Here is a 25,704-nt window from a genome sequence, read left to right on the forward strand (position 1 = left end):
TTACTGACAGACGTCCACCCAGGTTGCTTTAGTGAGCTCGGCCATTCTCTGTGGGGAGATGCGCACCGCGCTGTGAATGGCACCTGCGGCGGGCAGGACTTCGGCATACTCCCTGAGCGAAACATCGCAGTAGATCGCCAGCGGATTTTCCAGCCCGAAAGGGCATACGCCGCCAACGGGATGTCCGGTAATCGTCACCACTTCATCGCTGCTCAGCATGCGGGCTTTCGCCCCAAACGTCTGCTTCAGCTTTTTGTTATCCAGGCGCGCGTCACCTTTGGCAACAACCAGAATCACCTCATCTTTAATTTTCAGCGACAGCGTTTTCGCTATCTGACCCGGCGCGACATTATGCGCCTCGGCAGCCAGCGCAACGGTAGCGGTACTTTGACCCAGCTCGATGACTTCAACGTCAGGGGCATGGTCAGCAAAAAACTGGCGCACAGACTGCAAACTCATTGTTTCCTCCAGAAAAATACTCTGCGTAATCTGTCATAAGAAATTATGCTCTGTAAATATTCCCTAAGTAACAAAACTCCAACATCAGCGATTTCTGGATCCTCTTCACATTCACGGAAACCGGTTACAGTAACCGGTTGCAGACCGTGAAGCAGAGATTAATACTGATTACGTCATTTCCCCTGTATCCAATAATAAGAGTCGATTATGAAACCTATCCGTTTGAGCAGTACCGCTGGTATACGAACCAGCAAGGTGGTGAAAGTGGTATATGGAACACCGTGCGGCGTAATCGCGCCCGAAACGATCGTCTGACAGGAGAGCCGTTATGTCTGCCAACCATGCTGCGTTTAACCTGATATTCCGCTTTGTTGAAAACTATGTCAGCCCCATTGCCGGACGCATCTCTTCCCAGCGTCACGTGATGGCGATCCGCGACGGTTTTATCTCCGCCATGCCGTTTATGATCGTCGGCTCGTTCTTATTAGTTTTTGCCTACCCGCCATTTTCACCGGACACAACCTGGGGCTTTGCCCGCGCCTGGCTGGATATGGCGAAACAGTTTGAAGGCCAGATCCTGACCCCCTTCGATATGACGATGGGGGTGATGTCACTCTATATATGTGCTGCTATCGCCTACAACCTCGGCAAACACTACGTTAAGTCGCACCAGCTCGATCCCTTCATGTGCGCCATGCTGTCGCTGATGGCCTTCCTGCTGATTGCTGCGCCAAAAACCAAAGGTGCATTGCCGGTAGACAGCCTCGGTGGGACGGGGATCTTCACCGCCATTCTGGTGGCGATCTACTGTGTGGAGATGATGCGTTTTCTGAAGGCGCACAATATCGGTATCCGCCTGCCCGATCAGGTGCCGCCGATGATCAAAAACTCCTTCGATCTGCTGATTCCGGTGCTGGTAGTGGTGTTAACCCTTTATCCGCTAAGCCTCTTTATCCAGTCTGAGTTTGGCATGCTGATCCCGCAGGCGATTATGGCCATCTTTAAGCCGCTGGTCTCCGCAGCGGACTCCCTGCCGGCGATCCTGCTGGCGGTGCTGATTGGTCATCTGCTGTGGTTTGCAGGCATTCACGGGGCGGCGATTGTCTCCGGGATGCTGCAGATGTTCTGGCTGACTAACCTCGGGATGAACCAGACCGCGCTGGCGCAGAGCGCGCCGCTGCCGCACATCTTTATGGAGGCGTTCTGGACCTTCTTCATTGTGATTGGCGGCTCCGGAGCAACAATGGGGCTGGTGTTCTGCTACCTGCGCAGCCGCTCGGCGCACCTGCGTTCGATTGGCCGTCTGAGCGTGGTGCCGAGTATTTTCAACATTAACGAGCCGGTGATTTTTGGTACGCCGATCGTGATGAACCCGGTGTTCTTCATTCCGTTCCTGCTGGCTCCGATGGTGAATGCGGTGCTGGCGTGGGCCGCGATGAAGCTGGATCTGATTGGCCGCGTGATCTCCGTGGTGCCGTGGACGGCGCCTGCACCGGTGGGTGCGGCATGGGCGTTGGGCTGGGATTTCCGCGCGGCGGTACTGGTGGTACTGTTAGCCCTGGTCTCCGCCATCATCTACTACCCGTTCTTTAAAGTGTACGAGAAGCAGCTGCTGGCGCAGGAGGCTGAAGAGGCCCAGCGTGCCGAAGAGGAAAGTCAGCAGGTGGCGTAATAAAAGCGAAACGGCAACCCAGGTTGCCGTTTTAGTGTGTGCCCTCAAGCCCGCACGGAACTATTTAAGCGTGCAGTCGCCGCATTGCTGAACATCCGGCAGGCGATAGCGCTGACAGCAGGTGCGGCGCACCAGCAGCCCGTCGCGCGGAACCACAGTGCGGTAAAGCGGGTTATCACGTCCATCCGACAGCTGACGAGCGAAGAAAATGGCCTGGCGCAGCGCGTCGACCTTCTCATCACCCAGCAGGGTTTTCATTTCGTTCAGATACCAGTGAATTAAATACCCGGTATTGCTCCAGATAAGTTTGCCGTTGATCTCACCCGTCTCTTCCAGCGCCTCAACCACCGGGATCAGTGCCCGGGTAATCAGCACTTCTATTCTTTGCTGCGCAGAAAGCGAGGTTGTGTGGCTGTCTTCCTGGACGTCGATCCAGAAGCAGGCGGCGCGCCCGGTTTCGTGAAACTCAACGTGGAAATGTTCAGGGGAGAGATCCAGCGCCACATCCTGGGTAAGCAGGGCCAGCATCATCGGCGGCACCATCAGCCCGATATACCATTGCGCCCACAGCGACAGCAGCGGCTTATTCTCGCGCGCCAGCGTCGGTTGATTGCGGTAGATATGATCGGAGTAAGTCGCCAGCAACGACTGCAGTTCAGCAGGGCGTTGCCACTGCGCCAGCGTCAGGGCGTGATGCGGAGGGGGCTCATCCAGCTTGATGACATCCAGCATATGCGCACGCGTCTCGGCAATGGCGTCACGCACCGCATCCGCAAGCCCTGAAGGCCCGGTCGGAAGGCGGGTTTGCCAGATAACATTCTCAATGACGTGTGCAGAGCGTATGGCCATAATTGGGCTGGATAAAAATCTAAATGATAATGATTGCCAATCCTAACTATAGATAAAACCGTGCGCAAGATTTTTTACACAATTACGTCCTACGCTGACAAATGAGAAATTATATCATATGATATTGGTTATCATTATCGAAGTGAGAGACGGATCATGTTGAGCAGAGCGTTAGGGAGTGGCTGGGGAGTGATACTGCCGGGGGCGATGATTGCCGGGCTGGCCTTTATCGATCTGTCGCTGGCGGTCTGGAAACTGATTATCGTGTCGGGATTGCTGATGTCATCCGCCATGATCTGGCATAAACAACTGCGGCACTTTGTGCTGCTGCCATCATGTGTAGCGCTTATTGCGGGAATGTGGGTTCTGGCGATGAATCTGAACTGAAGGGATAACAAGAGAGAACGTCAGGAGAGATAAGATAATTGGTGCGAGGGGGGGGACTCGAACCCCCACATCCTAAGGACACTAACACCTGAAGCTAGCGCGTCTACCAATTCCGCCACCTTCGCACAGTCATCTTATTTTGTTGATATCGCCTCGTTGGTGCGAGGGGGGGGACTCGAACCCCCACATCCTAAGGACACTAACACCTGAAGCTAGCGCGTCTACCAATTCCGCCACCTTCGCCCAGTGCGAGCAATATCAATCATGGTTGTTGGTGCGAGGGGGGGGACTCGAACCCCCACATCCAAAGGACACTAACACCTGAAGCTAGCGCGTCTACCAATTCCGCCACCTTCGCATACCAACGATACAAAAAAGTATCGCAACCACGGAGGCGCATTCTAGATGTTTTCAGCTGTTCGTCAACTGATAATTGTGCTGGATGTTTTTTTTGTTGCAAAAATGGCCTGATCGGGCAGATCAGGCCGGAGGGAGACGTTATTTCTTCGCCTGACGGGTCATGATCGCGCGGTAGATCTTAAAGCGGCCGGTCTGGGCCAGCACTTCGTGGAAGCCGAAGACTTCATCCAGCACTTTCGGATACGGCAGGAAGGCGTTCGCCACGATACGCAGCTCGCCGCCGCTGTTCAGATGGCGCACTGCGGTGCGGATCAGCGTTTGTGCTGCTTCGAGGCTGGTTTCCATCCCGTCATGGAACGGCGGGTTGGAGATGATCATATCGAAACGGCCGGTCACGTCGGAGAGCACGTTGGAGGCAAATACTTCGCCCTCAATGCCGTTTGCGGCAAGCGTCGCGCGGCTGGCTTCAATGGCGGACGCGCCGACATCGGTGAGGGTTAAACGCACTTTCGGTGAGTGGCTGGCGAGTACGGCCGAGAGCACGCCCGCGCCACAGCCGACATCCAGCACTTTACCTTTGGTATGCGGCGTGAAGGTGGAAAGCAGCAGCTGGCTGCCGACGTCCAGACCGTCACGGCTGAAGACGCCCGGCAGCGTTTTGATGGTCAGGCCATCCAGCTGGTACTCGCCCCAGTATTTTTCCGCGTCGAAGGTCGGTTTTTTGTCCAGCCGGCCATGGTACAGGCCACAGCGACGGGCGCTGTCGACTTTGTTCAGCGTGGCGTACTCCGCCAGCATCTGCTCGGCGCTGCGCACGCCGCTGCGGTTTTCACCGATTACGAAGATGTCGCAGCCCACCGGCAGCAGGGAGAGCAGGTTCATCAGCTGGAACTGGGCTTCAGGCTTGTTCTTCGGCCAGTAGTAGATCAGCGTATCGCAGTCCGCCACGTCGCTCTGTTCCGCTACCAGGCTGTAACGGACACGCTCGCCCATCTGGCGGCTCAGCACCTGCCAGTGGTGATACTGCTGGGTGTGCGCGCGGCTTTCGGCGCACTCGAAACGGGCAGGCAGGTCATCCTGCATATCTCCGGCAAACAGAATACGGCTTTGTTCGAAATCATCACTGTGACGCAGCAAGACTTCACTTGCCGGGGTAAATGCAGACATGAATTGTTCCTCAATAAACTCAGGCGGGGATTATAGTAGGTAGATGGCGCAGATTCGACACATTTGCTATATTTGCGCGCCTGACAGACAGGAGTTTTCGCAATGGCATCCCGACGAGACAGGCAATTACAGCAACTGGGCATCACCCAGTGGGCGTTGCGCCGCCCGGCGGCCTTGCAGGGCGAAATCGCCATCTCGCTTCCGGCGCACGTTCGTCTGGTGATGGTGGCGCAGAGCCTGCCCGCGCTGAGCGAGCCGCTGATTGCCGACGTGCTGCGCGCACTTAAGCTGAGTGCCGATCAGGTGCTGCAGCTGACGCCCGAGCGCGTAGCCATGCTGCCCCCTGAGGGACGCTGTAACAGCTGGCAGCTGGGCGTGATGGAAGAGATAACGCTGGAGGGCGGCAACCTGGCCACCCCGGTACTGGACGAACTTAACGCTAACCCGGCGGCACGTCGCGCGCTGTGGCAACAAATCTGCGAACATGAACACAATTTCTTCCCTCACGACGACTGATTTAGCGCAGGCTTTTGACATCGAAAAACGCGCCCACGCCTTTCCGTGGAGTGAAAAAACGTTTGCCAGCAACCAGGGCGAGCGCTACCTCAACTATCGGCTGGATGTCGATAATACCCTGGCGGCTTTCGCCATTACGCAGGTCGTTCTGGATGAGGCGACGCTGTTTAACATCGCCGTGGATCCTGCCTTTCAGCGCCGTGGGCTGGGCAGAGAGCTGCTGGAACATTTAATTCGCGAGCTGGAAGCACGAGACGTTTTCACGCTGTGGCTGGAAGTACGGGCCTCGAACGCCGCCGCCATCGCACTCTATGAAAGCCTGGGCTTCAATGAGGCGACGATCCGCCGTAACTATTACCCCACCGCAGAAGGACGTGAAAACGCCATCATCATGGCTCTGCCGCTTGGATAACTAAAAAGGTTGTAACGATGAACTGGGACTGGATTTTCTTTGATGCTGACGAAACGCTGTTTACCTTCGATGCGTTTGGCGGCTTACAGCGGATGTTTCTCGACTACAGCGTGACCTTTACCGCTGAAGATTTCCAGGATTACCAGATGGTGAACAAACCGCTGTGGGTGGATTACCAGAACGGGGCGATCACCGCGTTACACCTGCAGCATCAACGTTTCCAGGGCTGGTCCGAGCGCCTGAACGTTCCGCCTGGCGATTTGAACCATGCTTTCCTTAACGCGATGGCTGAAATCTGCGCCCCGCTGCCGGGCGCCGCGTCGCTGCTTGCCTCCCTTAAAGGAAAGGCGAAGCTCGGGATCATCACCAACGGCTTTACCGCGCTGCAGCAGATCCGCCTGGAACGCACCGGTTTTCGTGACTATTTTGATTTATTAGTGATCTCCGAACAGGTAGGCGTGGCCAAACCGGCAGCGAAAATCTTTGATTATGCGCTGGCCCAGGCGGGCAATCCTGACCGATCAAAAGTCCTGATGGTGGGCGATACGGCAGAGTCCGATATCCTTGGCGGGATGAATGCCGGGCTGTCTACCTGCTGGCTGAATGCGCACAACCGCCCCCTGCCGGAGGGAATCAAACCGACCTGGACCGTGGCCTCCCTGAGCGAACTGGAGCAACTCCTGTGTAAACATTGATTGCCTGCCCCCCATTGATGGGTAAAATAGCCGCATTTTCGTATTCATGATGCGTGGCCTGCTGCCGCGCTTTTTATAGAAGATTCTATTATGACGTTGTCTCCTTATCTGCAAGAGGTGGCGAAGCGCCGTACTTTTGCCATTATCTCTCACCCGGATGCCGGTAAAACCACCATCACCGAAAAGGTGCTGCTGTTCGGACAGGCGATCCAGACCGCCGGTACGGTAAAAGGCCGTGGCTCCAGCCAGCATGCAAAATCTGACTGGATGGAGATGGAAAAGCAGCGTGGTATCTCAATCACCACCTCCGTGATGCAGTTCCCGTATCACGACTGCCTGGTGAACCTGCTCGATACCCCGGGGCACGAAGACTTCTCCGAAGATACCTACCGTACCCTGACGGCGGTGGACTGCTGTCTGATGGTTATCGATGCCGCAAAAGGCGTTGAAGATCGTACCCGCAAGCTGATGGAAGTGACCCGTCTGCGCGATACGCCGATCCTTACCTTTATGAACAAACTCGACCGCGACATCCGCGATCCGATGGAGGTGATGGACGAAGTGGAGCGCGAGCTGAAGATCGCCTGTGCCCCGATCACCTGGCCAATCGGCTGCGGCAAGCTGTTTAAAGGCGTCTACCACCTCTATAAAGACGAAACCTACCTGTATCAGACCGGTAAAGGTCACACCATCCAGGAAGTACGCGTCGTTAAAGGGCTGGATAACCCGGAGCTGAACGCGGCGGTCGGCGATGAGCTGGCAGAGCAGCTGCGTGACGAGCTGGAGCTGGTAAAAGGCGCATCTCACGAGTTTGACCAGGATCTGTTCCTCGCGGGTGAAATCACCCCGGTCTTCTTCGGTACCGCGCTGGGTAACTTCGGCGTCGACCATATGCTGGACGGTCTGGTGGAGTGGGCGCCGCAGCCGATGCCGCGTAACACCGACACCCGTGAAGTGGTCGCCAGCGAAGAGAAGTTCACCGGCTTCGTGTTTAAGATCCAGGCCAACATGGACCCGAAACACCGTGACCGCGTGGCCTTTATGCGCGTGGTGTCCGGTAAGTACGAAAAGGGCATGAAGCTGCGCCAGGTGCGTACCGGTAAAGACGTGGTGATCTCCGATGCGCTGACCTTTATGGCCGGCGACCGTTCCCATGTGGAAGAGGCCTACCCGGGCGACATCATTGGTCTGCATAACCACGGTACCATCCAGATTGGTGACACCTTCACCCAGGGCGAGATGATGAAGTTCACCGGTATTCCGAACTTCGCGCCGGAACTGTTCCGTCGTATCCGTCTGCGGGATCCGCTGAAGCAGAAACAGCTGCTGAAAGGGCTGGTTCAGCTGTCGGAAGAGGGTGCGGTGCAGGTGTTCCGTCCAATTTCCAATAACGATCTGATTGTCGGCGCCGTTGGGGTGCTGCAGTTCGACGTGGTCGTAGCCCGCCTGAAGAGCGAATACAACGTTGAAGCGATTTACGAATCGGTCAACGTGGCGACGGCGCGCTGGGTTGAGTGTTCTGACGTGAAGAAATTCGAAGAATTTAAGCGCAAGAACGAGATCCAGCTGGCGCTGGATGGCGGTGATAACCTCACCTATATCGCCCCAACCATGGTTAACCTGAACCTGGCACACGATCGTTACCCGGACGTTCAGTTCCGTAAAACCCGCGAGCACTAATCCCTTCTCAGAGCACGGCAGCCGCCGTGCTCTGCTTAAATCCCTGCCTTTTTAATCCCTTGCGGAATGTTCTTAATTCATCATCTTTTGTTACTTGTTGGTCATTTTTTAGCCAATTCTGAAAGCGGCGCGCCGAGAGTGATCTATATTTAACTCAGTGTTTAACACCGGGCGCAGATGAAAGCTCCACTCAATGCGTGTTGATAAGGTTCTCATCTCGCCCGAGTGTTGATTGGTAGTATGAAAGACTACTTACACGTGATGTTTGACGCTCGAATTCGGAGCAAACCACAGGAATACATCGATGAATACTAAAAAACTGACGATTTCGAAAACTCTGCTGGCGGTGATGATGGGTAGCGCTCTGGTATGCGGTTCTGCAATGGCGGAAACCACGACCACGGATAAAGCGCAATCCGCAGCGAACACCGCAGGGGAAAAAATCGATAACTCTATGAATAAAGTCGGTAACTTCATGGACGACAGCTCTATCACAGCAAAAGTAAAAGCTGCACTGGTAGACGCTGATGATATCAAGAGCACCGATATTTCCGTAGAAACCGAGAAAAACGTGGTCACGCTGAGTGGCTTTGTCGAAAGCCAGGCGCAGGCTGAAAAAGCCGTTGCCGTGGCGAAAAAGGTAGAGGGTGTGACCTCCGTCAGCGACAAACTGCACGTGCGTGACGGCAAAGAGCAGTCCGCCAAAGGCTATGCCGGCGATACTGCAACCACCAGCGAAATCAAAGCTAAACTGTTAGCTGATGACATCGTGCCATCACGTAAAGTGAAGGTTGAAACCACCGACGGTGTGGTTCAGCTGAGCGGTACGGTGGATTCCAAGGCACAAAGTGACCGTGCCGAGAGCATCGCAAAAGCCATTGATGGCGTGAAAAGCGTTAAAAACGATCTGAAAGTTAAATAAAACACGACAATCGTCCTTCTGGCTGAGGCCAGAAGGCGAGATAAGAATTACACCTTAGATATCGCCGTGAGCAACCTGAGCGCTCACCATGCGGTCGACATTAACTATGGTTAAGGAGAGTCTTATGTTTCGTTGGGGCATTATTTTTCTGGTTATCGCGTTAATTGCCGCCGCTCTGGGTTTTGGTGGTCTGGCAGGTACAGCGGCGGGCGCGGCGAAAATTGTCTTCGTCGTCGGTATTATCCTGTTCCTGGTTAGCCTGTTCACCGGACGCCGTCGTCCATAGCTCAGGTTATGGGTACGTTGACGAAAAAGGCTCATGCACAGCATGAGCCTTTTTTTATGGCTGACGTTTGCCCGCATCCGATTTGAGTAAAACACCGGGTGTACGCTACTGTGTAGGGACAGAACAAATAAAAAAACAGGAAAGCAGAGGTGGGGCAGCGAATTCCGGTAACGCTCGGCAACATTGCGCCGCTGGCGCTTAAACCTTTTCGACCAGGCCAGATTGCCCTGGTGTGTGAGGGCGGCGGACAGCGAGGGATCTTCACGGCTGGCGTGCTGGACGAATTTATGCGCGCGCAGTTTAATCCATTCGACCTCTATTTCGGCACCTCCGCCGGGGCGCAGAATCTCTCGGCCTACGTCTGCAATCAGCCGGGTTACGCCCGCAAAGTGATCATGCGCTACACCACTTCCCGCGATTTCTTCGATCCGCTGCGCTTTGTGCGCGGCGGAAATCTTATCGATCTCGACTGGCTGCTGGATGCTACCGCCAGTCAAATGCCGCTGGCGATGGACACCGCCTCGCGCCTGTTCGATACCGGAAAAGCTCTCTGGATGTGCGCCTGTCGCGGCGACGATTACTCGGCCAGCTATTTCTCCCCACAAAAAGAGAACTGGCTGGACATCCTTCGCGCCTCCAGCGCCATCCCCGGTTTCTACCGCACCGGCGCGGCGCTGGACGGCATCGCCTATCTGGACGGCGGGGTGAGCGACGCGATCCCGGTGCAGGAGGCGGCCCGACGCGGGGCCCAGACCATCGTGGTGATCCGCACCGTGCCATCGCAAATGTACTATACGCCGCAGTGGTTTAAGCGGATGGAGCGCTGGCTGGGCGACAGCAGCCTGCAACCGATGCTGAACCTGGTTGCACACCATGAGGCCAGCTACCACACCATCCAGCGCTTTATCGAGAAGCCGCCGGGCAAGCTCAGGATCTTTGAAATTTATCCCCCACGCCCGCTCAACAGCATGGCGCTGGGCAGCCGCATACCCGCCCTGCGGGACGACTACAAAACCGGGCGCCTGTGCGGGCGCTATTTCCTGGCCACGGTGGGCAAGCTGCTGGCCGAACGCCCGCCGCTGCGCCGCCATCAGCAGCTCATCACTCCCGCCCCGGTGGTGGTTCCCCCGGCGAGCGTGGCCAACGACGTGGTCACCACGCCGCTGGTGATTGCGCCTGAGGCCAATGACACCCTGTTTGATAACGAGGATCTGGCGTGACTTACCGCTTTATCGATACCCATTGCCACTTTGATTTTCCTCCTTTTACCGACGATGAACCCGCCAGCATTCAGCGTGCCGCCGACGCGGGGGTAACGGCGATTGTGGTGCCGGCCATTGATGTGGCGAGCATCGATCGCGTTCTGCGTCTCGGTGCGCGCTTTCCTGCGCTCTATATGGCGCTGGGCCTGCATCCGATTGTGATCGAATCTCATCGCGACGAGCATCTTGACCAGCTGGAAGCGATCCTGGCGGCGCGACCGGAGAGGCTGGTGGCGGTGGGGGAGATCGGCCTCGATCTTTATCGGGAGGATCCCCACTTCGAACGTCAGGAGGCGATCCTCGACGCGCAGCTGAAGCTGGCGAAACGCTACGATCTGCCGGTGATCCTCCATTCCCGACGCACCCATGACAAACTGGCGATGCACCTTAAGCGCCAGGATCTGCCGCGCACCGGGGTGGTACACGGCTTTGCCGGCAGCCTGCAGCAGGCGCAGCGCTTTGTGGAGATGGGGTATAAAATTGGCGTTGGCGGCACCATCACCTATCCCCGGGCCAGTAAAACCCGGGATGTGATGGCGCAATTACCGCTTTCCGCCCTGCTGCTTGAAACGGATGCCCCCGACATGCCCCTCAACGGTTTTCAGGGCCAGCCTAACCGCCCTGAGCAGGCGGCGCGGGTGTTTGCCACCTTGTGCGAACTGCGTGACGAGCCCGCGGATGAGATCGCGGAGGCGTTGTTGAATAACACCCGCACGCTGTTCGATCTGCCGTTATAAGTAGAGCGCCGGGCGGATCACCCTGATCCGCTCCCGCTCCAGCACCCCGGCCAGCGGTTCGACATCCTCTGCCGTGGCGCTCCGCCAGTGCCGGGCTTCACCGTAGACGCCGTGCGCATGAAAGGCGTTGATCCGGACGGGCACGTCCCCTAACCGGCGGATAAAAGCGGCCAGTTCCCGGCGGTGCGTCAGATAATCGCTGTGCTCCGGGATCGCCAGCAGACGCAGCTCGCTCAGCCGGTTGTGGGCGGCCAGCCAGCGGATGCTGTGCTTGATGACGGTGTTGTCGCGCCCGGTCAGATAGCGGTGATGTTCATTGTCCCAGGCCTTGAGATCCAGCATCGCCCCGTCAAATACCGGGAGCAGTTTTTGCCAGCCGGTTTCGCTTAACAGGCCGTTGCTGTCTACCAGACAGGACAAATGCTGTAGCTGCGGATCGGCTTTCAGGGCAGTAAACAGCGCCACCAGAAACGGCAGCTGGGTGGTAGCTTCCCCGCCGCTGACGGTGATGCCGGAGATAAAGGGCGACACCTTGCGGACCTGCTCCATCACCTCCTCCACGCTTAAACGCAGCGCCATGGGCGTCGCCTGTTGCGGGCACATCTGCAGGCAGGTGTCGCACTGCTGGCAATGCGCATCATCCCACCAGACCCGACCGGCCTGAATGTTCAGTGCGTCATGCGGGCAGTGCGGTACGCAGGCGGCGCAGTCGTTGCATCGTCCTATCGTCCACGGATTGTGGCAGGTTTTGCAGCGCAGGTTACAGCCCTGCAGAAACAGGGCCAGGCGACTGCCGGGCCCGTCGACGCAGGAGAACGGGATAACCTTACTGACTAAAGCGCATCTGTTGTTCATGGCTTATCACGCGCGGCTGGCGCTCCAGGATACGGGTGTTGCGGGCGGCCTCTTCACCCAGCCAGGTGGTGTTGGTGCGTGAACCTTCGGCGCGGTATTTCTCCAGATCGGAGAGACGCACCATATAGCCGGTGACGCGCACCAGATCGTTACCCGAGATATTGGCGCTGAACTCGCGCATCCCGGCGCGGAAGGCGCCCAGGCAGAGCTCCACCACCGCCTGCGGATTGCGCTTGATGGTTTCGTCCAGGGTCAGGATGTCGCTGATCCCGGCGTGATAGTGCCTGTGGTGCGGCGCCACCGCCAGCAGATGGCTGATGGGGTCGGGCTCCTCGCCATAGGGTAGGCGCGCCCCCGGCGTGGTGCCGACGTCAGAGCTGATCCCCGACTGGGCATGCAGCAGGGCGCGCTGCTTCCAGCCATGTCTGACCGGGGTATTTTCCACAAAGGCCGCCAGCTGCTCGCTGATGCGGTACCCCAGCGCGTTGGCCCGGTCGTCCTTGCCGTAGCGCCCCTTCATCCCGGCTTTTTCGCACAGCACGTTCACTGCCTCGGCCAGGCCATACATGCCAAACATCGGCACGAAACGGTCGGGATCGATCAACCCTTCCTTAACCAGGAAGCTATTCTCAAAGAAGCCGGATTGTTGGTACAGGACGTCGCAGCGGGCATCGATGATGGCGATCTGCTGCTGGCAGTAGTGCGGCAGCGTGCGGGTGAAGAAATCCTCCAGGGTATCGCTCCGATCGGCGATGGCTTTCAGGTTGAGGCGCACCAGAGTGCTGCCTCCGCCCGCCAGCGGCAGGGTGTTGTAACAGCTGACCACGCCAAAGCCATTTTTTGTGAAAATTTTATCATTTATCGGCCCGTTGGCGATATGGGGCTTGCTGCATTCGCAGATGTTGCTGGCTACCTCCAGCAGCAGATCGTCCGGGGTGATCGCCGGGTCATAAATAAAGGTCAGATTGGGGGAAACCTGCTTAAGCTCTGCATCGGCGCGCAAAATGGCGCGCGTCACCGGGCCGTCGGCCGGGCCAATATTGGCATGCACGAAGGCATCCGGCAAGGTGCGGTCGAGATAGCGCCAGAAACGTTTTATTCGAATATCGATTTCTTCTTGTGTTAGAATTCTAACATACGGCTGCAACAGCGAATCGAGATGGCCAAGGAACACCGGCATGCCGGTCACGGACGGAACATGGTGGTAGAGGATGGTTAACAGCGACAGGGCATCGTCCAGATCCTGCGCCCCTTCCAGCTCCAGCCACTCCGAGCCCTGTTTCAGGAACAGCGCATAGTCGGGTAACACATAGCGCGGCTTGTACGGTGCGTGGCCCTCAAACATATCGCAGATAAATCCCGCCTCCAGCGCCTGACGCGCTTCAGGGGGAAGCGTCGGATAAGGCAGGTTGTTTTCCGCCTCCAGCGCCAGAAAGTGGCGTTTTTGTTCGGGGCTTAACACCGGGCTTGTCACAATTTTCTGGCAACGTTGTTGCAGGGCATCGGGGCTGGATGGGGACATGGTCGCTTCCTTATTCTTCTGCAATGATGGGGAAGGATTGTAGAAAGAGTCCCGTCGGCCGCCTTTGATCCTGCGCGTGTGCCTGACGCTTTAATCAGCAGTTGTAGCGAAATTATTTGAAGTTGATCTCATTATGGTTATGCAAATTTGTACGCATATTTCATTAACTGTGATGAATGTCGAAGTGAGAATGCGGGTGGATGTTAGAATACTCACAGACCCGCAAGGTAAAATTTTACGGCTATACGCCGGGAGAATGTTATGACCGATTTAACCGCAAGCAGCCTGCGCGCCCTGAAACTGATGGATCTGACCACCCTGAATGACGACGACACCAACGAGAAAGTGATCGCCCTGTGTCATCAGGCGAAAACCGCAGTGGGTAACACCGCCGCTGTCTGTATCTATCCGCGCTTCATTCCGATCGCGCGTAAAACCCTGAAAGAGCAGGGGACGCCGGACGTGCGCATCGCGACCGTCACTAACTTCCCGCACGGTAACGACGATATCGAGATCGCGCTGGCAGAGACCCGCGCCGCTATCGCTTACGGTGCTGACGAAGTGGACGTGGTCTTCCCGTACCGCGCGCTGATCGCGGGTAACGAGCAGGTAGGCTTCGATCTGGTGAAAGCCTGTAAAGAGGCTTGCGCTGCGGCAAACGTGCTGCTGAAAGTGATCATCGAAACCGGCGAGCTGAAAGAAGAAGCGCTGATTCGTAAAGCGTCTGAAATCTCCATCAAAGCGGGTGCTGATTTTATCAAAACCTCTACCGGTAAAGTGCCGGTCAACGCCACCCCGGAAAGCGCACGCATCATGATGGAAGTGATCCGCGATATGGGCGTGGAAAAAACCGTAGGTTTCAAACCGGCGGGCGGCGTGCGTACCGCTGAAGATGCGCAGCAGTTCCTGGCGATTGCCGACGAGCTGTTCGGTGCCGACTGGGCTGACTCCCGTCACTACCGCTTTGGTGCCTCCAGCCTGCTGGCCAGCCTGCTGAAAGCGCTGGGTCACGGCGACGGTAAGAGCGCAAGCAGCTACTAAGATTTGAATTGCCGGGTGGCGCGACGCCCACCCGGCCTACTTTCGGGAGGTTACCGTGTTTCTCGCACAAGAAATTATTCGTAAAAAACGTGATGGTCATGCTTTAAGCGACGAAGAGATCCGTTTCTTTATCAACGGCATTCGCGACAATACCATCTCTGAAGGGCAGATTGCGGCCCTGGCGATGACCATTTTCTTCCACGATATGGCGATGCCGGAGCGCGTGTCGCTGACCATGGCGATGCGGGATTCAGGAACCGTTCTGGACTGGAAGAGCCTTAACCTCAATGGCCCAATCGTGGATAAACACTCCACCGGCGGCGTGGGGGATGTCACCTCGCTGATGCTGGGGCCAATGGTCGCTGCCTGCGGCGGCTATATTCCGATGATCTCCGGGCGCGGCCTTGGCCATACCGGCGGCACGCTCGACAAACTGGAAGCCATTCCGGGCTTCGATATCTTCCCGGATGACAATCGCTTCCGCGAAATTATTAAGGACGTTGGTGTGGCAATTATCGGCCAGACCAGCTCCCTCGCCCCGGCGGATAAGCGTTTTTACGCCACGCGTGACATTACCGCGACCGTCGACTCCATCCCGCTGATCACCGCCTCTATCCTCGCCAAGAAGCTGGCTGAAGGGCTGGATGCGCTGGTAATGGACGTGAAAGTGGGCAGCGGCGCCTTTATGCCGACCTATGAACTCTCTTCCGCACTGGCCGAAGCGATCGTTGGCGTCTCCAACGGTGCAGGCGTGCGCACCACCGCGCTGCTCACCGACATGAACCAGGTTCTGGCCTCCAGCGCCGGTAACGCCGTCGAAGTGCGCGAAGCGGTGCAGTTCCTGACCGGCGAATACCGTAACCCGCGTCTGTTCGACGTGACCATGGCGCTGTGCGTCGAGATGCTGATCTCAGGCAACCTGGCGAAAGATGACGCCGAAGCCCGCGCCAAACTGCAGGCGGTGCTGGGTAACGGCAAAGCGGCCGATATCTTTGGCCGGATGGTCGCCGCGCAGAAAGGCCCAACCGACTTCGTGGAAAACTACGCCAAATACCTGCCGACCGCGATGCTCAGCAAAGCGGTGTACGCGGACACCGAAGGCTTTGTCTCGGCGATGGACACCCGCGCGCTGGGTATGGCGGTCGTTTCGATGGGCGGCGGTCGTCGTCAGGCCTCCGACACCATTGATTACAGCGTTGGCTTCACCGAGATGGCCCGTCTGGGCGACAGCGTTGACGGTCAACGTCCGCTGGCGGTGATCCACGCGAAAGATGAAAACAGCTGGCAGGATGCGGCGAAAGCCGTGAAAGCGGCCATCACCCTGGCAGATAAAGCGCCAGAAAGCACACCGACCGTCTATCGTCGCATTACCGAATAGCGGTATACTGATCTGATCGCTTTTTTATGAAGCACTGAGTACGGAGAACATATGAAACGTGCATTTATTATGGTGCTGGACTCATTCGGCATCGGCGCTACAGAAGACGCAGATCGCTTTGGTGACACGGGTGCAGACACCATGGGTCACATCGCAGAAGCCTGTGCAAAAGGCGAAGCGAACAACGGCCGTCAGGGCCCGCTGAACCTGCCAAACCTGACCCGTCTGGGCCTGGTGAAAGCCCACGAAGGCTCCACCGGCAAGGTTGCCGCGGGTATGGATGGCAACGCGGAAGTGGTGGGCGCATACGCCTGGGCGCACGAGCTCTCTTCCGGGAAAGACACCCCGTCAGGGCACTGGGAAATCGCCGGTGTACCGGTTCTGTTCGACTGGGGCTATTTCTCTGACCACGAAAACAGCTTCCCGCAGGAGCTGCTGGATAAGCTGGTTGAGCGTGGCAACCTGCCAGGCTACCTCGGCAACTGCCACTCTTCCGGTACCGTGATCCTGGATCAGCTCGGCGAAGAGCACATGAAGACCGGCAAACCGATCTTCTACACCTCGGCGGACTCGGTGTTCCAGATTGCCTGCCACGAAGAGACCTTTGGCCTGGATCGCCTGTACGAGTTGTGCGAAATCGCCCGTGAAGAGCTGACCGAAGGCGGCTACAACATTGGTCGCGTCATCGCGCGTCCGTTTGTGGGCGACAAAGCGGGTAACTTCCAGCGTACCGGCAACCGTCACGACCTGGCCGTTGAGCCACCCGCACCGACCGTGCTGCAGAAACTGGTTGATGAGAAAGAGGGGCAGGTGGTTTCCGTGGGTAAAATCGCGGATATCTACGCCAACTGCGGTATCACCAAAAAAGTGAAAGCCACCGGTCTGGATGCGCTGTTCGACGCTACCGTGAAAGAGATGAAGGAAGCGGGCGACAAGACTATCGTCTTCACCAACTTTGTGGACTTCGACTCCTCCTGGGGCCACCGTCGCGACGTTGCAGGCTATGCTGCGGGTCTGGAGCTGTTCGACCGCCGTCTGCCGGAGCTGATGGAGCTGGTGGGGGAAGATGACATTCTGATCCTGACCGCGGACCACGGCTGCGACCCGACCTGGACCGGTACCGACCACACCCGTGAGCACATTCCGGTGCTGGTGTACGGTCCGAAAGTCAAACCAGGCTCGCTGGGCCACCGTGAAACCTTCGCGGACATCGGCCAGACCATCGCGAAATACTTTGGTACGTCCGACATGGAATATGGCAAGGCCATGTTCTGATGTCATTGCCGGGTGGCGGCTGCGCCTTACCCGGCCTACAAAACCGTAGGCCCGGTAAGCGAAGCGCCACCGGGCAAAAAAATTCAAATTAAAAGGAACTGAAGATGGCAACTCCTCACATTAATGCAGAGATGGGTGATTTCGCTGACGTCGTATTGATGCCTGGCGACCCGCTGCGCGCGAAGCACATTGCAGAAACCTTCCTCGAAGACGTGCGTGAAGTGAACAACGTGCGCGGCATGCTGGGCTTCACCGGGACTTACAAAGGCCGCAAAATCTCCGTAATGGGCCACGGTATGGGTATCCCATCCTGCTCCATCTACACCAAAGAGCTGATCACCGATTTCGGCGTGAAGAAAATCATCCGCGTGGGCTCCTGTGGCGCCGTGCGTATGGACGTTAAGCTGCGTGACATCGTTATCGGCATGGGTGCCTGCACCGATTCCAAAGTTAACCGCATGCGTTTCAAAGATCATGACTTCGCGGCGATTGCAGACTTCGGCATGGTGCGTGACGCGGTTGACGCTGCCAAAGCGCTGGGCGTTGAAGCACGCGTGGGTAACATCTTCTCTGCGGACCTGTTCTACGCGCCGGACGGCGGCGAGATGTTCGACGTGATGGAGAAATACGGCATCCTGGGCGTGGAAATGGAAGCGGCAGGCATCTACGGTGTGGCGGCTGAGTTCGGTGCGAAAGCCCTGACCATCTGCACCGTGTCTGACCATATCCGTACTCACGAGCAGACCACTGCCGCTGAGCGTCAGACCACTTTCAACGACATGATCAAAATCGCGCTGGAATCCGTTCTGCTGGGCGATAAAGAGTAAGAGCTGTTGTGCCGGGTGGCGGCTTCGTCTTACCCGGCCTACGGTTTACAGGCCCGCGTCAGCGGGCTTTTTTATTACCGCACCGCCCGCGCAATCCAGGCCGACAGCTCCCGCAACTCCATCTCCTGCTCCGGGAAATCGCCGATCAACGCATCGCACGCCTGCTGCAGCATATCCGCCCGGTACAAACAGCCCTGCAGACGGGCCGCAAGGGCTTCTAACGGGGCCGGGTTCAGGCTGTCGGTAAACACCTGCGTGCGGGTGATGTGACCCTTCTCGACGTCGAAGTGCAGCTCCACGCCGCCCCAGGTGAAACGCTCATCCAGCAGATGCGAGAAGGCGGGGGCCTGGCCGAAGTTCCACTCCCAGCTGCTCTGGCGGGCAAAGGTCTCAGCGAAGTTTGGCAGATCCGGCGTCTTGTCCGGGGAGATCACTTCCGCTTCCACGCGTTCGCCATAGTGGGCGAAAAATGCCTCGCGGATCGCGTCGCAGATCTGGTCGTGGGTCACGCCCGGCAGCAGATCCACCAGATTCGCCACCCGGCCGCGCACGGAAGTGATACCTTTGGCCTGCAGCTTTTTCTGGTCGGGATTGAGGTAGTTTGCCAGGCGGCTGAGATCGGCGTTCAGCAGCAGGGTGCCGTGGTGGAAACCGCGGTCCATGGTTTCGCGATAGGCCGATCCGGAGACCTTCCGGTCACCTTCTGGGGTTTTCACCACCAGGTCATTGCGCCCGGACGCTTCCGCCGTCGCCCCCAGCGCCTGTAGTGCGCTAAGCACGATGTTGGTGGAGATGGTTTTGTCGTACTCCGGCTTCCCCGCCATAAAGGTAAAGCAGGTATTGCCGAGGTCGTGGAACACCGCGCCGCCGCCGCTGCTGCGACGCGCCAGGCGCACGTTGTCCTCTTCCATGCGTCGCGTGTTGCACTCTTTCCACGGGTTTTGCGCCCGGCCAATGACCACCGTATCGGCGTTGCGCCACAGGAACAGCACCCGCTGCGTGGCGGGCATCTGGCGAAAGATGCACTCTTCCACCGCAAGGTTAAACCAGGGATCGTAAGAGTCAGAGATAAGCAGGCGTAACGTCGTCATGGCAAAGTTCCTTTTCTGAATCGTCTGGCTACTTTAACACTATTCCTTCTTGTCACTCTCTTCCTCTTCGGGCACCGACTTGCTGGCGGTAAGCAGGAACGGCGACTGCTGCCAGCGGGTGCGTTTGCCCTGCAATAGCGTGCGGGTCAGCACCACGCCAATCGCCAGCGACAGCAGCAGCATCAGGCGCAGGATGTTGGTGGTGTTATCCACCTGTTTTGCCTCGGTGGCCAGGGTATGGGTGTCGAGGGTCAGACGCAGGTAGCCGAGCGGGCCGTTTTTGCCCTGAATCGGCTCCACCAGCTGCTGATTAAAGTAGCCGCCGGCTTTTTTACCGTCCAGCGCCAGCCTGTCGCGCACCTCGACATGCTCGCCTGCCCGGGCGATCAGCTCGCCTTCATTGTCATAGACGCTGGCATCGAGGATGCGGCTCTCGTCGGTCAGCAACCGCAGCACCTGCGCAATGCGCTTTTCATCCGGCGTTTCGGTACGCATCAACGGGGCGATGTTGAGCGACACCTGGCGCGCCAGGGTATGCGCCAGCTCTTCAAGCTGCGGGTTACGCTGGCGTTGGTGATTCTGGCTGAACCAGGATGCGCCCTGCATCAGCGCCACTAACAGGGCCAGACAGGAGAGGACAATCACGGCACGATGAAGCCGGAATTTCAGTTTTGCACGAGCCATATTCCACCTGCTGAAAATTTTCGGGGTTAATGTTGCCAGAAGTGATGGTTACAAGGTAGCCTCATGCGTTATTTTCCCCCCCTGGATGATTCCCGGCGCGAACGATTTTACAGGAGCTTTAATGCCAAACATTACCTGGTGCGACCTGCCCAACGATGTCTCTTTATGGCCAGGATTGCCGCTCTCATTAAGTGGTGATGAGGTAATGCCACTGGATTACCATGCGGGCCGTAGCGGCTGGCTGCTGTATGGACGCGGCCTGGATAAACAGCAGTTAACCCAGTATCAGAGCAAGCTGGGGGCAGCGATGGTGATCGTCGCCGCCTGGTGCGTGGAAGATTATCAGGTCATTCGTCTGGCCGGTTCCCTGACCCAGCGCGCTACCCGTCTGGCGCACGATGCCGGGCTGGACGTCGCCCCGCTCGGTAAAATCCCGCATCTGAAAACCCCGGGACTGCTGGTGATGGACATGGATTCCACCGCCATTCAGATCGAGTGCATCGACGAGATCGCCAAACTGGCCGGTACCGGGGAGATGGTGGCCGAAGTGACCGAGCGCGCCATGCGCGGCGAGCTGGACTTCACCGCCAGCCTGAAACAGCGCGTCGCAACCCTGAAAGATGCCGACGCCAATATTCTTATGCAGGTGCGCGAAAAGCTGCCCCTGATGCCCGGTCTGGTGCAGCTGGTGCTGAAGCTGGAAACCCTGGGCTGGAAAGTGGCCATCGCCTCCGGCGGGTTTACCTTCTTTGCCGAGTATCTGCGCGACAAGCTGCGTCTGGATGCCGTGGTCGCCAACGAACTGGAGATCAGGGACGGGAAGCTGACCGGGAACGTGATCGGCCAGATTGTCGATGCTCAGTTCAAGGCCAGCACCCTGACGCGTCTGGCGGAAAAATATGATATCCCGGTTGCCCAGACCGTGGCGATTGGCGACGGCGCGAACGATCTGCCGATGATCAAAGTGGCCGGGCTTGGCATTGCTTACCATGCCAAACCGACCGTGAATGAAAAGACGGAAGTCATTATCCGTCATGCTGACCTGATGGGGGTGTTCTGCATTCTCTCCGGCAGCGTGAATCAGAAATAAAGAGGTAAAACGTGGCGAAAGCTCCAAAACGCGCATTTGTCTGTAATGAATGTGGTGCGGATTATCCGCGCTGGCAGGGGCAGTGCAGCGCCTGTCATGCCTGGAACACCATCACCGAAGTGCGCGGAGTTGCCGCTTCACCCACCGTTGCCCGTAACGAGCGTCTAAGCGGTTATGCGGGCAACGCGGGCGTATCGAAAGTGCAGAAGCTCTCCGATATCAGCCTTGAAGCCCTGCCGCGCTTCTCCACCGGGTTTAAGGAGTTCGACCGGGTGCTGGGGGGCGGCGTGGTACCGGGGAGCGCCATTCTGATTGGCGGCAGCCCGGGGGCCGGGAAATCCACCCTGCTGCTGCAAACCCTGTGCAAGCTCGCGTCGCAGATGAAGACCCTGTACGTTACCGGGGAAGAGTCGCTGCAGCAGGTGGCGATGCGCGCGCACCGCCTGGCGCTGCCGACCCAGGACCTGAATATGCTCTCCGAAACCAGCATCGAGCAGATCTGCATGATTGCCGAAGAAGAGCAGCCGAAGCTGATGGTGATCGACTCCATCCAGGTGATGCACATGGCCGACGTGCAGTCCTCGCCGGGCAGCGTCGCCCAGGTGCGTGAGACCGCGGCCTACCTGACGCGCTTCGCCAAAACCCGCGGGGTGGCGATCATCATGGTCGGTCACGTCACCAAAGATGGCGCCCTGGCCGGTCCAAAAGTGCTCGAGCACTGTATCGACTGCTCCGTGATGCTGGACGGCGACGCCGACACCCGTTTCCGTACCCTGCGCAGCCATAAAAACCGCTTCGGCGCGGTGAATGAGCTGGGCGTGTTTGCCATGACCGAGCAGGGGCTGCGTGAAGTCAGCAACCCGTCGGCCATCTTCCTGAGCCGCGGCGATGAAGTCACCTCCGGCAGCTCGGTGATGGTGGTCTGGGAAGGGACGCGCCCGCTGCTGGTGGAGATCCAGGCGCTGGTCGATCATTCGATGATGGGTAACCCGCGTCGCGTGGCGGTGGGCCTGGAACAAAACCGTCTGGCGATTTTGCTGGCGGTGCTGCACCGCCACGGCGGCCTGCAGATGGCGGATCAGGACGTGTTCGTCAACGTGGTCGGTGGGGTTAAAGTGACCGAAACCAGTGCCGACCTGGCGCTGCTGCTGGCGATGGTCTCCAGCCTGCGCGACCGTCCGCTACCGCAGGATCTGGTGGTCTTTGGCGAAGTCGGGCTGGCCGGGGAGATCCGTCCGGTGCCGAGCGGCCAGGAGCGTATCTCCGAGGCGGCAAAACACGGCTTCCGTCGGGCGATTGTGCCCGCCGCTAACGTGCCGAAAAAGCTGCCGGAAGGGATGACGGTTTTCCCCGTTAAAAAACTCTCTGATGCGCTAAGTGTCTTTGACGACTTATAATTACGTATTCGTTGTTGCAGGAGGCACCGTAATTTATGTCGTCATTTGACTATATCAAGACCGCGATCCGCCAGAAGGGCTGCACCTTGCAGCAGGTGGCGGAAGCCAGCGGTATGACCAAGGGCTATTTAAGCCAGCTGCTGAATGCCAAAATCAAAAGCCCCAGCGCGCAGAAGCTGGAAGCGCTGCATCGCTTTCTGGGGCTCGAATTCCCGCGGATGCAGAAGAACATCGGCGTGGTGTTCGGCAAGTTTTATCCGCTGCATACCGGCCATGTCTATCTGATCCAGCGCGCCTGTAGCCAGGTGGACGAACTGCATATCATCATGGGCTACGATGACAAGCGCGACCGCGAACTGTTCGAAGCCAGCGCCATGTCCCAGCAGCCTACCGTTTCTGACCGCCTGCGCTGGCTGCTACAGACCTTTAAGTACCAGAAGAACATCCGCATTCATGCCTTTAACGAAGAGGGGATGGAACCCTATCCCCACGGCTGGGACGTGTGGAGCAACGGCATAAAAGCGTTCATGGAAGAGAAAGGGATCCAGCCTAACTGGATCTACACTTCTGAAGAGTCTGATGCCTCGCAGTATCCCCAGCACCTGGGCACAGAAACGGTGCTGATCGATCCTAAACGCACCTTTATGAACATCAGCGGGGCACAGATCCGAGAGAACCCGTTCCGCTACTGGGAGTATATCCCGACAGAGGTGAAGCCGTTCTTCGTGCGTACCGTGGCGATCCTCGGCGGGGAGTCCAGCGGCAAATCGACGCTGGTCAACAAGCTGGCGAACATCTTCAACACCACCAGCGCCTGGGAGTATGGCCGGGACTATGTCTTCTCGCACCTCGGCGGCGATGAGATGGCGTTGCAGTATTCCGACTACGACAAAATTGCGCTCGGACACGCCCAGTACATTGATTTTGCGGTGAAATACGCTAATAAAGTGGCGTTTGTCGATACCGACTTCGTCACCACCCAGGCGTTCTGTAAAAAATACGAGGGGCGCGAGCACCCCTTTGTGCAGGCGCTGATCGACGAGTACCGCTTTGATCTGGTGATCCTGCTGGAGAACAACACGCCGTGGGTGGCAGATGGGATGCGCAGCCTGGGCAGCTCGGTGGACAGGAAAGAGTTCCAGACCATGCTGGTGGAGATGCTGGAAGCGAACAATATCGACTTTGTGCATGTGGAAGAGGCCGATTATGACGCCCGCTTCCTGCGCTGCGTGGAGCTGGTGAAAGAGATGATGGGGGAGAAGGGGTAACGCTTCTGCCGCTAATTGCCCGGCGGCGCTATGCTTGCCGGGCCTACGGTTTCCCAGGCCGGGTAAGGCGAAGCTGCCACCCGGCAATCAGTGCTTTTATTTCGAGATACGCTTGTACTTGATACGCTTCGGCTCCAGCGCGTCGGCGCCCAGCGTGCGTTTCTTGTACTCTTCGTATTCGGTGAAGTTACCTTCGAAGAACTCCACTTTACCTTCATCCTGATAATCCAGAATGTGGGTCGCAATACGGTCGAGGAACCAACGGTCGTGCGAGATAACCATCGCGCAGCCCGGGAACTCCAGCATGGCGTTTTCCAGCGCGCGCAGGGTTTCGATGTCCAGGTCGTTGGTCGGTTCATCGAGCAGCAGGACGTTACCGCCAACCTGCAGCAGCTTAGCCAGGTGCAGACGACCACGCTCACCGCCGGACAGCTCGCCCACGCGTTTACCCTGATCGACACCTTTGAAGTTGAAGCGGCCCACGTAGGCACGGCTTGGCATCTCGGTGTTGCCGATACGCATGATATCCTGCCCGCCGGAGACTTCTTCCCATACGGTTTTGCTGTTGTCCATCGCGTCACGGAACTGGTCAACGGAGGCCAGCTTCACGGTTTCACCCAGAGTGATGGTGCCGCTGTCAGGCGCTTCCTGACCGGACATCATGCGGAACAGCGTGGATTTACCCGCGCCGTTCGGACCGATGATGCCCACGATTGCGCCTTTCGGTACCGAGAAGCTCAGGTCGTCGATCAGCACGCGATCGCCGTAGGATTTACGCAGGTTGCTGACTTCAACCACTTTGTCACCCAGACGGGCTCCAGGTGGAATGAACAGTTCGTTGGTTTCGTTACGTTTCTGGTATTCGGCGTTGTTCAGCTCTTCAAAGCGTGCCAGACGGGCCTTGCCCTTAGACTGACGGCCTTTCGCGCCCTGACGAACCCACTCCAGCTCTTTCTCAATCGACTTGCGACGAGCGGCTTCCTGAGAAGCTTCTTGCGCCAGACGCTGATCTTTCTGCTCCAGCCAGGAGGAGTAGTTACCTTCCCACGGAATACCTTCTCCGCGGTCCAGCTCCAGGATCCAGCCCGCGACGTTATCGAGGAAGTAACGGTCGTGGGTGATCGCCACAACGGTCCCTTCGAAGTCGTGCAGGAAGCGCTCCAGCCAGGCGACGGATTCCGCATCCAGGTGGTTCGTCGGTTCGTCGAGCAGCAGCATGTCTGGCTTTTCCAGCAGCAGACGGCACAGCGCGACGCGGCGGCGTTCACCACCGGACAGTTTTTCAATTTTGGCATCCCAGTCTGGCAGACGCAGGGCATCGGCCGCGCGCTCCAGCTGCACGTTCAGGTTGTGGCCGTCATGTGCCTGGATGATCTCTTCAAATTTACCCTGCTGGGCCGCGAGCTTATCGAAGTCGGCATCCGGCTCGGCGTACTTCGCGTACACTTCATCCAGTCCTTTCAGCGCGTTAACCACTTCGGCAACGGCTTCTTCAACGGACTCGCGAACGGTGTGCTCAGGATTCAGCTTCGGTTCCTGCGGCAGGTAACCGATTTTGAGGCCTGGCTGTGGACGGGCTTCACCTTCGATGTCTGTATCGATGCCCGCCATGATGCGCAGCAAGGTGGACTTACCGGCACCGTTGAGACCCAGAACACCGATTTTTGCGCCCGGGAAGAAGCTCAGCGAGATATTTTTGAGAATATGACGTTTCGGCGGTACCACTTTGCCGACACGATGCATGGTATAAACGAATTGAGCCACGTTGGACTTCGCCTCTTTTATCGTGATGAGAATAGTGGCGAAGTGTAGCCTTTTTCCCTGCCTAATCCCAGCCATCGACGCCGGGAGTGTTAAAGCGCGCAAGAAAGG

At 57.7% G+C, this 25,704-nt stretch carries 25 protein-coding genes and 3 tRNA genes; 17 read left to right on the plus strand and 11 right to left on the minus strand.

From position 1 onward, the window contains the following. Entirely contained in the window at positions 1-459 is a 459-nt protein-coding gene (locus ES815_RS12895; RefSeq protein ID WP_142488139.1) for a YbaK/EbsC family protein, read from the minus strand. A 328-nt stretch (positions 460-787) separates the two neighbouring features. Between ES815_RS12895 and ES815_RS12900 the strand changes: the two genes are divergently transcribed. Then, positions 788-2,131: a PTS sugar transporter subunit IIC gene (locus ES815_RS12900; RefSeq protein ID WP_142488140.1), complete on the plus strand. Its 1,344-nt coding sequence runs from the start codon at positions 788-790 to the stop codon at positions 2,129-2,131. 60 nt (positions 2,132-2,191) lie between these two features. Here the strand turns inward: ES815_RS12900 and fhuF are convergent, their stop codons facing one another. Continuing rightward, positions 2,192-2,980: a siderophore-iron reductase FhuF gene (gene fhuF, locus ES815_RS12905; protein WP_142488141.1), complete on the minus strand. Its 789-nt coding sequence runs from the start codon at positions 2,978-2,980 to the stop codon at positions 2,192-2,194. Positions 2,981-3,136: 156 nt separating this feature from the next. Here fhuF and ES815_RS12910 point away from each other — a divergent pair, with 156 nt between their 5' ends. Beyond that, on the plus strand, positions 3,137-3,367 hold the full coding sequence (locus ES815_RS12910; protein WP_142488142.1) for a DUF1435 domain-containing protein: 231 nt from the start codon (positions 3,137-3,139) through the stop codon (positions 3,365-3,367). Positions 3,368-3,406: 39 nt separating this feature from the next. On the opposite strand, the gene ES815_RS12915 is transcribed toward ES815_RS12910, so the two are convergent. The 4 genes from ES815_RS12915 to rsmC form a co-directional block, all read right to left on the minus strand. Continuing rightward, positions 3,407-3,492: transfer RNA gene (locus ES815_RS12915), tRNA-Leu, on the minus strand. Positions 3,493-3,524: 32 nt separating this feature from the next. Beyond that, positions 3,525-3,610, minus strand: a tRNA-Leu gene (locus tag ES815_RS12920). A gap of 29 nt (positions 3,611-3,639) precedes the next feature. Then, a tRNA-Leu gene (locus ES815_RS12925) sits at positions 3,640-3,725 on the minus strand. Between the two features lie 140 nt (positions 3,726-3,865). Further along, positions 3,866-4,894: a 16S rRNA (guanine(1207)-N(2))-methyltransferase RsmC gene (rsmC, locus tag ES815_RS12930; RefSeq protein WP_142488143.1), complete on the minus strand. Its 1,029-nt coding sequence runs from the start codon at positions 4,892-4,894 to the stop codon at positions 3,866-3,868. Between the two features lie 102 nt (positions 4,895-4,996). Here rsmC and ES815_RS12935 point away from each other — a divergent pair, with 102 nt between their 5' ends. The 8 genes from ES815_RS12935 to ES815_RS12970 all read left to right on the plus strand — a co-directional run bounded on the left by ES815_RS12935 (position 4,997) and on the right by ES815_RS12970 (position 11,404). Next, positions 4,997-5,410, plus strand: coding sequence for a DNA polymerase III subunit psi (locus ES815_RS12935; protein WP_142488144.1), 414 nt, complete (start codon positions 4,997-4,999; stop codon positions 5,408-5,410). Beyond that, positions 5,379-5,822 carry a ribosomal protein S18-alanine N-acetyltransferase gene (gene rimI / locus ES815_RS12940; protein ID WP_142488145.1) on the plus strand — a complete coding sequence of 148 codons (444 nt, stop codon included), beginning with the start codon at positions 5,379-5,381 and terminating at the stop codon, positions 5,820-5,822. Before ES815_RS12935 ends, rimI begins: the two co-directional genes overlap by 32 nt. Positions 5,823-5,839: 17 nt before the next feature. Then, complete coding sequence (yjjG, locus tag ES815_RS12945) at positions 5,840-6,517, plus strand: pyrimidine 5'-nucleotidase (RefSeq protein WP_142488146.1); 678 nt, start codon at positions 5,840-5,842, stop codon at positions 6,515-6,517. A 90-nt stretch (positions 6,518-6,607) separates the two neighbouring features. Further along, positions 6,608-8,197, plus strand: coding sequence for a peptide chain release factor 3 (prfC, locus tag ES815_RS12950; RefSeq protein ID WP_142488147.1), 1,590 nt, complete (start codon positions 6,608-6,610; stop codon positions 8,195-8,197). 304 nt (positions 8,198-8,501) lie between these two features. Further along, positions 8,502-9,119 carry a molecular chaperone OsmY gene (gene osmY / locus ES815_RS12955; protein WP_142488148.1) on the plus strand — a complete coding sequence of 206 codons (618 nt, stop codon included), beginning with the start codon at positions 8,502-8,504 and terminating at the stop codon, positions 9,117-9,119. Positions 9,120-9,243: 124 nt separating this feature from the next. Then, entirely contained in the window at positions 9,244-9,405 is a 162-nt protein-coding gene (locus ES815_RS12960; RefSeq protein ID WP_002887716.1) for a DUF1328 domain-containing protein, read from the plus strand. A 149-nt stretch (positions 9,406-9,554) separates the two neighbouring features. After that, a complete protein-coding gene (locus ES815_RS12965) occupies positions 9,555-10,625 on the plus strand; it encodes a patatin family protein (RefSeq protein ID WP_142488149.1) in 1,071 nt (356 codons plus the stop codon). Next, the gene (locus ES815_RS12970) at positions 10,622-11,404 is read left to right on the plus strand and encodes a metal-dependent hydrolase (protein ID WP_142488150.1); all 783 of its coding nucleotides are present in this window, start codon (positions 10,622-10,624) and stop codon (positions 11,402-11,404) included. The genes ES815_RS12965 and ES815_RS12970 overlap by 4 nt, the downstream gene beginning before the upstream one ends. On the opposite strand, the gene ES815_RS12975 is transcribed toward ES815_RS12970, so the two are convergent. Next, on the minus strand, positions 11,399-12,259 hold the full coding sequence (locus ES815_RS12975) for a YjjW family glycine radical enzyme activase (RefSeq protein WP_142488151.1): 861 nt from the start codon (positions 12,257-12,259) through the stop codon (positions 11,399-11,401). The two genes, ES815_RS12970 and ES815_RS12975, sit on opposite strands and share 6 nt — an antisense overlap. After that, positions 12,231-13,781, minus strand: a complete 1,551-nt coding sequence (locus tag ES815_RS12980; RefSeq protein ID WP_142488152.1) for a YjjI family glycine radical enzyme — start codon at positions 13,779-13,781, stop codon at positions 12,231-12,233. Before ES815_RS12980 ends, ES815_RS12975 begins: the two co-directional genes overlap by 29 nt. Positions 13,782-14,042: 261 nt before the next feature. On the opposite strand from ES815_RS12980, the gene deoC reads away from it, so the two are divergent. From deoC to deoD, 4 genes are all read left to right on the plus strand, one after another. Further along, complete coding sequence (deoC, locus tag ES815_RS12985; protein WP_197090557.1) at positions 14,043-14,822, plus strand: deoxyribose-phosphate aldolase; 780 nt, start codon at positions 14,043-14,045, stop codon at positions 14,820-14,822. 55 nt (positions 14,823-14,877) lie between these two features. After that, a complete protein-coding gene (deoA, locus tag ES815_RS12990; RefSeq protein WP_142488154.1) occupies positions 14,878-16,200 on the plus strand; it encodes a thymidine phosphorylase in 1,323 nt (440 codons plus the stop codon). Positions 16,201-16,251: 51 nt separating this feature from the next. Beyond that, the gene (gene deoB, locus ES815_RS12995) at positions 16,252-17,475 is read left to right on the plus strand and encodes a phosphopentomutase (RefSeq protein WP_142488155.1); all 1,224 of its coding nucleotides are present in this window, start codon (positions 16,252-16,254) and stop codon (positions 17,473-17,475) included. A gap of 104 nt (positions 17,476-17,579) precedes the next feature. Continuing rightward, positions 17,580-18,302, plus strand: a complete 723-nt coding sequence (deoD, locus tag ES815_RS13000) for a purine-nucleoside phosphorylase (protein WP_010427122.1) — start codon at positions 17,580-17,582, stop codon at positions 18,300-18,302. Positions 18,303-18,376: 74 nt separating this feature from the next. Here the strand turns inward: deoD and lplA are convergent, their stop codons facing one another. After that, complete coding sequence (lplA, locus tag ES815_RS13005; protein WP_142488156.1) at positions 18,377-19,393, minus strand: lipoate--protein ligase LplA; 1,017 nt, start codon at positions 19,391-19,393, stop codon at positions 18,377-18,379. Positions 19,394-19,432: 39 nt separating this feature from the next. After that, positions 19,433-20,077: a YtjB family periplasmic protein gene (locus tag ES815_RS13010; protein WP_142488157.1), complete on the minus strand. Its 645-nt coding sequence runs from the start codon at positions 20,075-20,077 to the stop codon at positions 19,433-19,435. A 121-nt stretch (positions 20,078-20,198) separates the two neighbouring features. Between ES815_RS13010 and serB the strand changes: the two genes are divergently transcribed. Genes serB through nadR form a run of 3 tightly spaced genes read left to right on the plus strand, consistent with a single transcriptional unit; the run spans position 20,199 to position 23,832 of the window. Then, positions 20,199-21,167, plus strand: coding sequence for a phosphoserine phosphatase (serB, locus tag ES815_RS13015; RefSeq protein ID WP_142488158.1), 969 nt, complete (start codon positions 20,199-20,201; stop codon positions 21,165-21,167). An 11-nt stretch (positions 21,168-21,178) separates the two neighbouring features. After that, on the plus strand, positions 21,179-22,564 hold the full coding sequence (radA, locus tag ES815_RS13020) for a DNA repair protein RadA (protein ID WP_106994158.1): 1,386 nt from the start codon (positions 21,179-21,181) through the stop codon (positions 22,562-22,564). Positions 22,565-22,599: 35 nt separating this feature from the next. Continuing rightward, positions 22,600-23,832 (plus strand): multifunctional transcriptional regulator/nicotinamide-nucleotide adenylyltransferase/ribosylnicotinamide kinase NadR, encoded by a 1,233-nt coding sequence (nadR, locus tag ES815_RS13025; protein ID WP_142488159.1) that lies wholly within the window; start codon positions 22,600-22,602, stop codon positions 23,830-23,832. A 96-nt stretch (positions 23,833-23,928) separates the two neighbouring features. On the opposite strand, the gene ettA is transcribed toward nadR, so the two are convergent. Next, positions 23,929-25,596, minus strand: a complete 1,668-nt coding sequence (gene ettA, locus ES815_RS13030; protein ID WP_106994160.1) for an energy-dependent translational throttle protein EttA — start codon at positions 25,594-25,596, stop codon at positions 23,929-23,931. Positions 25,597-25,704: the final 108 nt, after the last annotated feature.

It is taken from the genome of Leclercia adecarboxylata (assembly GCF_006874705.1).
GTDB lineage: Bacteria > Pseudomonadota > Gammaproteobacteria > Enterobacterales > Enterobacteriaceae > Enterobacter > Enterobacter adecarboxylatus_C.

Coding starts and splice junctions, on each gene's coding strand:
- fhuF (WP_142488141.1), bottom strand. CDS start 2,980: ATGGCCATACGCTCTGCACACGTCATTGAGAATGTTATCTGGCAAACC.
- ES815_RS12910 (WP_142488142.1), top strand. CDS start 3,137: ATGTTGAGCAGAGCGTTAGGGAGTGGCTGGGGAGTGATACTGCCGGGG.
- ES815_RS12895 (WP_142488139.1), bottom strand. CDS start 459: ATGAGTTTGCAGTCTGTGCGCCAGTTTTTTGCTGACCATGCCCCTGAC.
- rimI (WP_142488145.1), top strand. CDS start 5,379: ATGAACACAATTTCTTCCCTCACGACGACTGATTTAGCGCAGGCTTTT.
- ES815_RS12975 (WP_142488151.1), bottom strand. CDS start 12,259: ATGAACAACAGATGCGCTTTAGTCAGTAAGGTTATCCCGTTCTCCTGC.
- prfC (WP_142488147.1), top strand. CDS start 6,608: ATGACGTTGTCTCCTTATCTGCAAGAGGTGGCGAAGCGCCGTACTTTT.
- rsmC (WP_142488143.1), bottom strand. CDS start 4,894: ATGTCTGCATTTACCCCGGCAAGTGAAGTCTTGCTGCGTCACAGTGAT.
- lplA (WP_142488156.1), bottom strand. CDS start 19,393: ATGACGACGTTACGCCTGCTTATCTCTGACTCTTACGATCCCTGGTTT.
- yjjG (WP_142488146.1), top strand. CDS start 5,840: ATGAACTGGGACTGGATTTTCTTTGATGCTGACGAAACGCTGTTTACC.
- ES815_RS13010 (WP_142488157.1), bottom strand. CDS start 20,077: ATGGCTCGTGCAAAACTGAAATTCCGGCTTCATCGTGCCGTGATTGTC.
- ES815_RS12935 (WP_142488144.1), top strand. CDS start 4,997: ATGGCATCCCGACGAGACAGGCAATTACAGCAACTGGGCATCACCCAG.
- ES815_RS12960 (WP_002887716.1), top strand. CDS start 9,244: ATGTTTCGTTGGGGCATTATTTTTCTGGTTATCGCGTTAATTGCCGCC.
- deoD (WP_010427122.1), top strand. CDS start 17,580: ATGGCAACTCCTCACATTAATGCAGAGATGGGTGATTTCGCTGACGTC.
- ES815_RS12900 (WP_142488140.1), top strand. CDS start 788: ATGTCTGCCAACCATGCTGCGTTTAACCTGATATTCCGCTTTGTTGAA.
- nadR (WP_142488159.1), top strand. CDS start 22,600: ATGTCGTCATTTGACTATATCAAGACCGCGATCCGCCAGAAGGGCTGC.
- ES815_RS12980 (WP_142488152.1), bottom strand. CDS start 13,781: ATGTCCCCATCCAGCCCCGATGCCCTGCAACAACGTTGCCAGAAAATT.
- deoC (WP_197090557.1), top strand. CDS start 14,043: ATGACCGATTTAACCGCAAGCAGCCTGCGCGCCCTGAAACTGATGGAT.
- serB (WP_142488158.1), top strand. CDS start 20,199: ATGCCAAACATTACCTGGTGCGACCTGCCCAACGATGTCTCTTTATGG.
- osmY (WP_142488148.1), top strand. CDS start 8,502: ATGAATACTAAAAAACTGACGATTTCGAAAACTCTGCTGGCGGTGATG.
- deoB (WP_142488155.1), top strand. CDS start 16,252: ATGAAACGTGCATTTATTATGGTGCTGGACTCATTCGGCATCGGCGCT.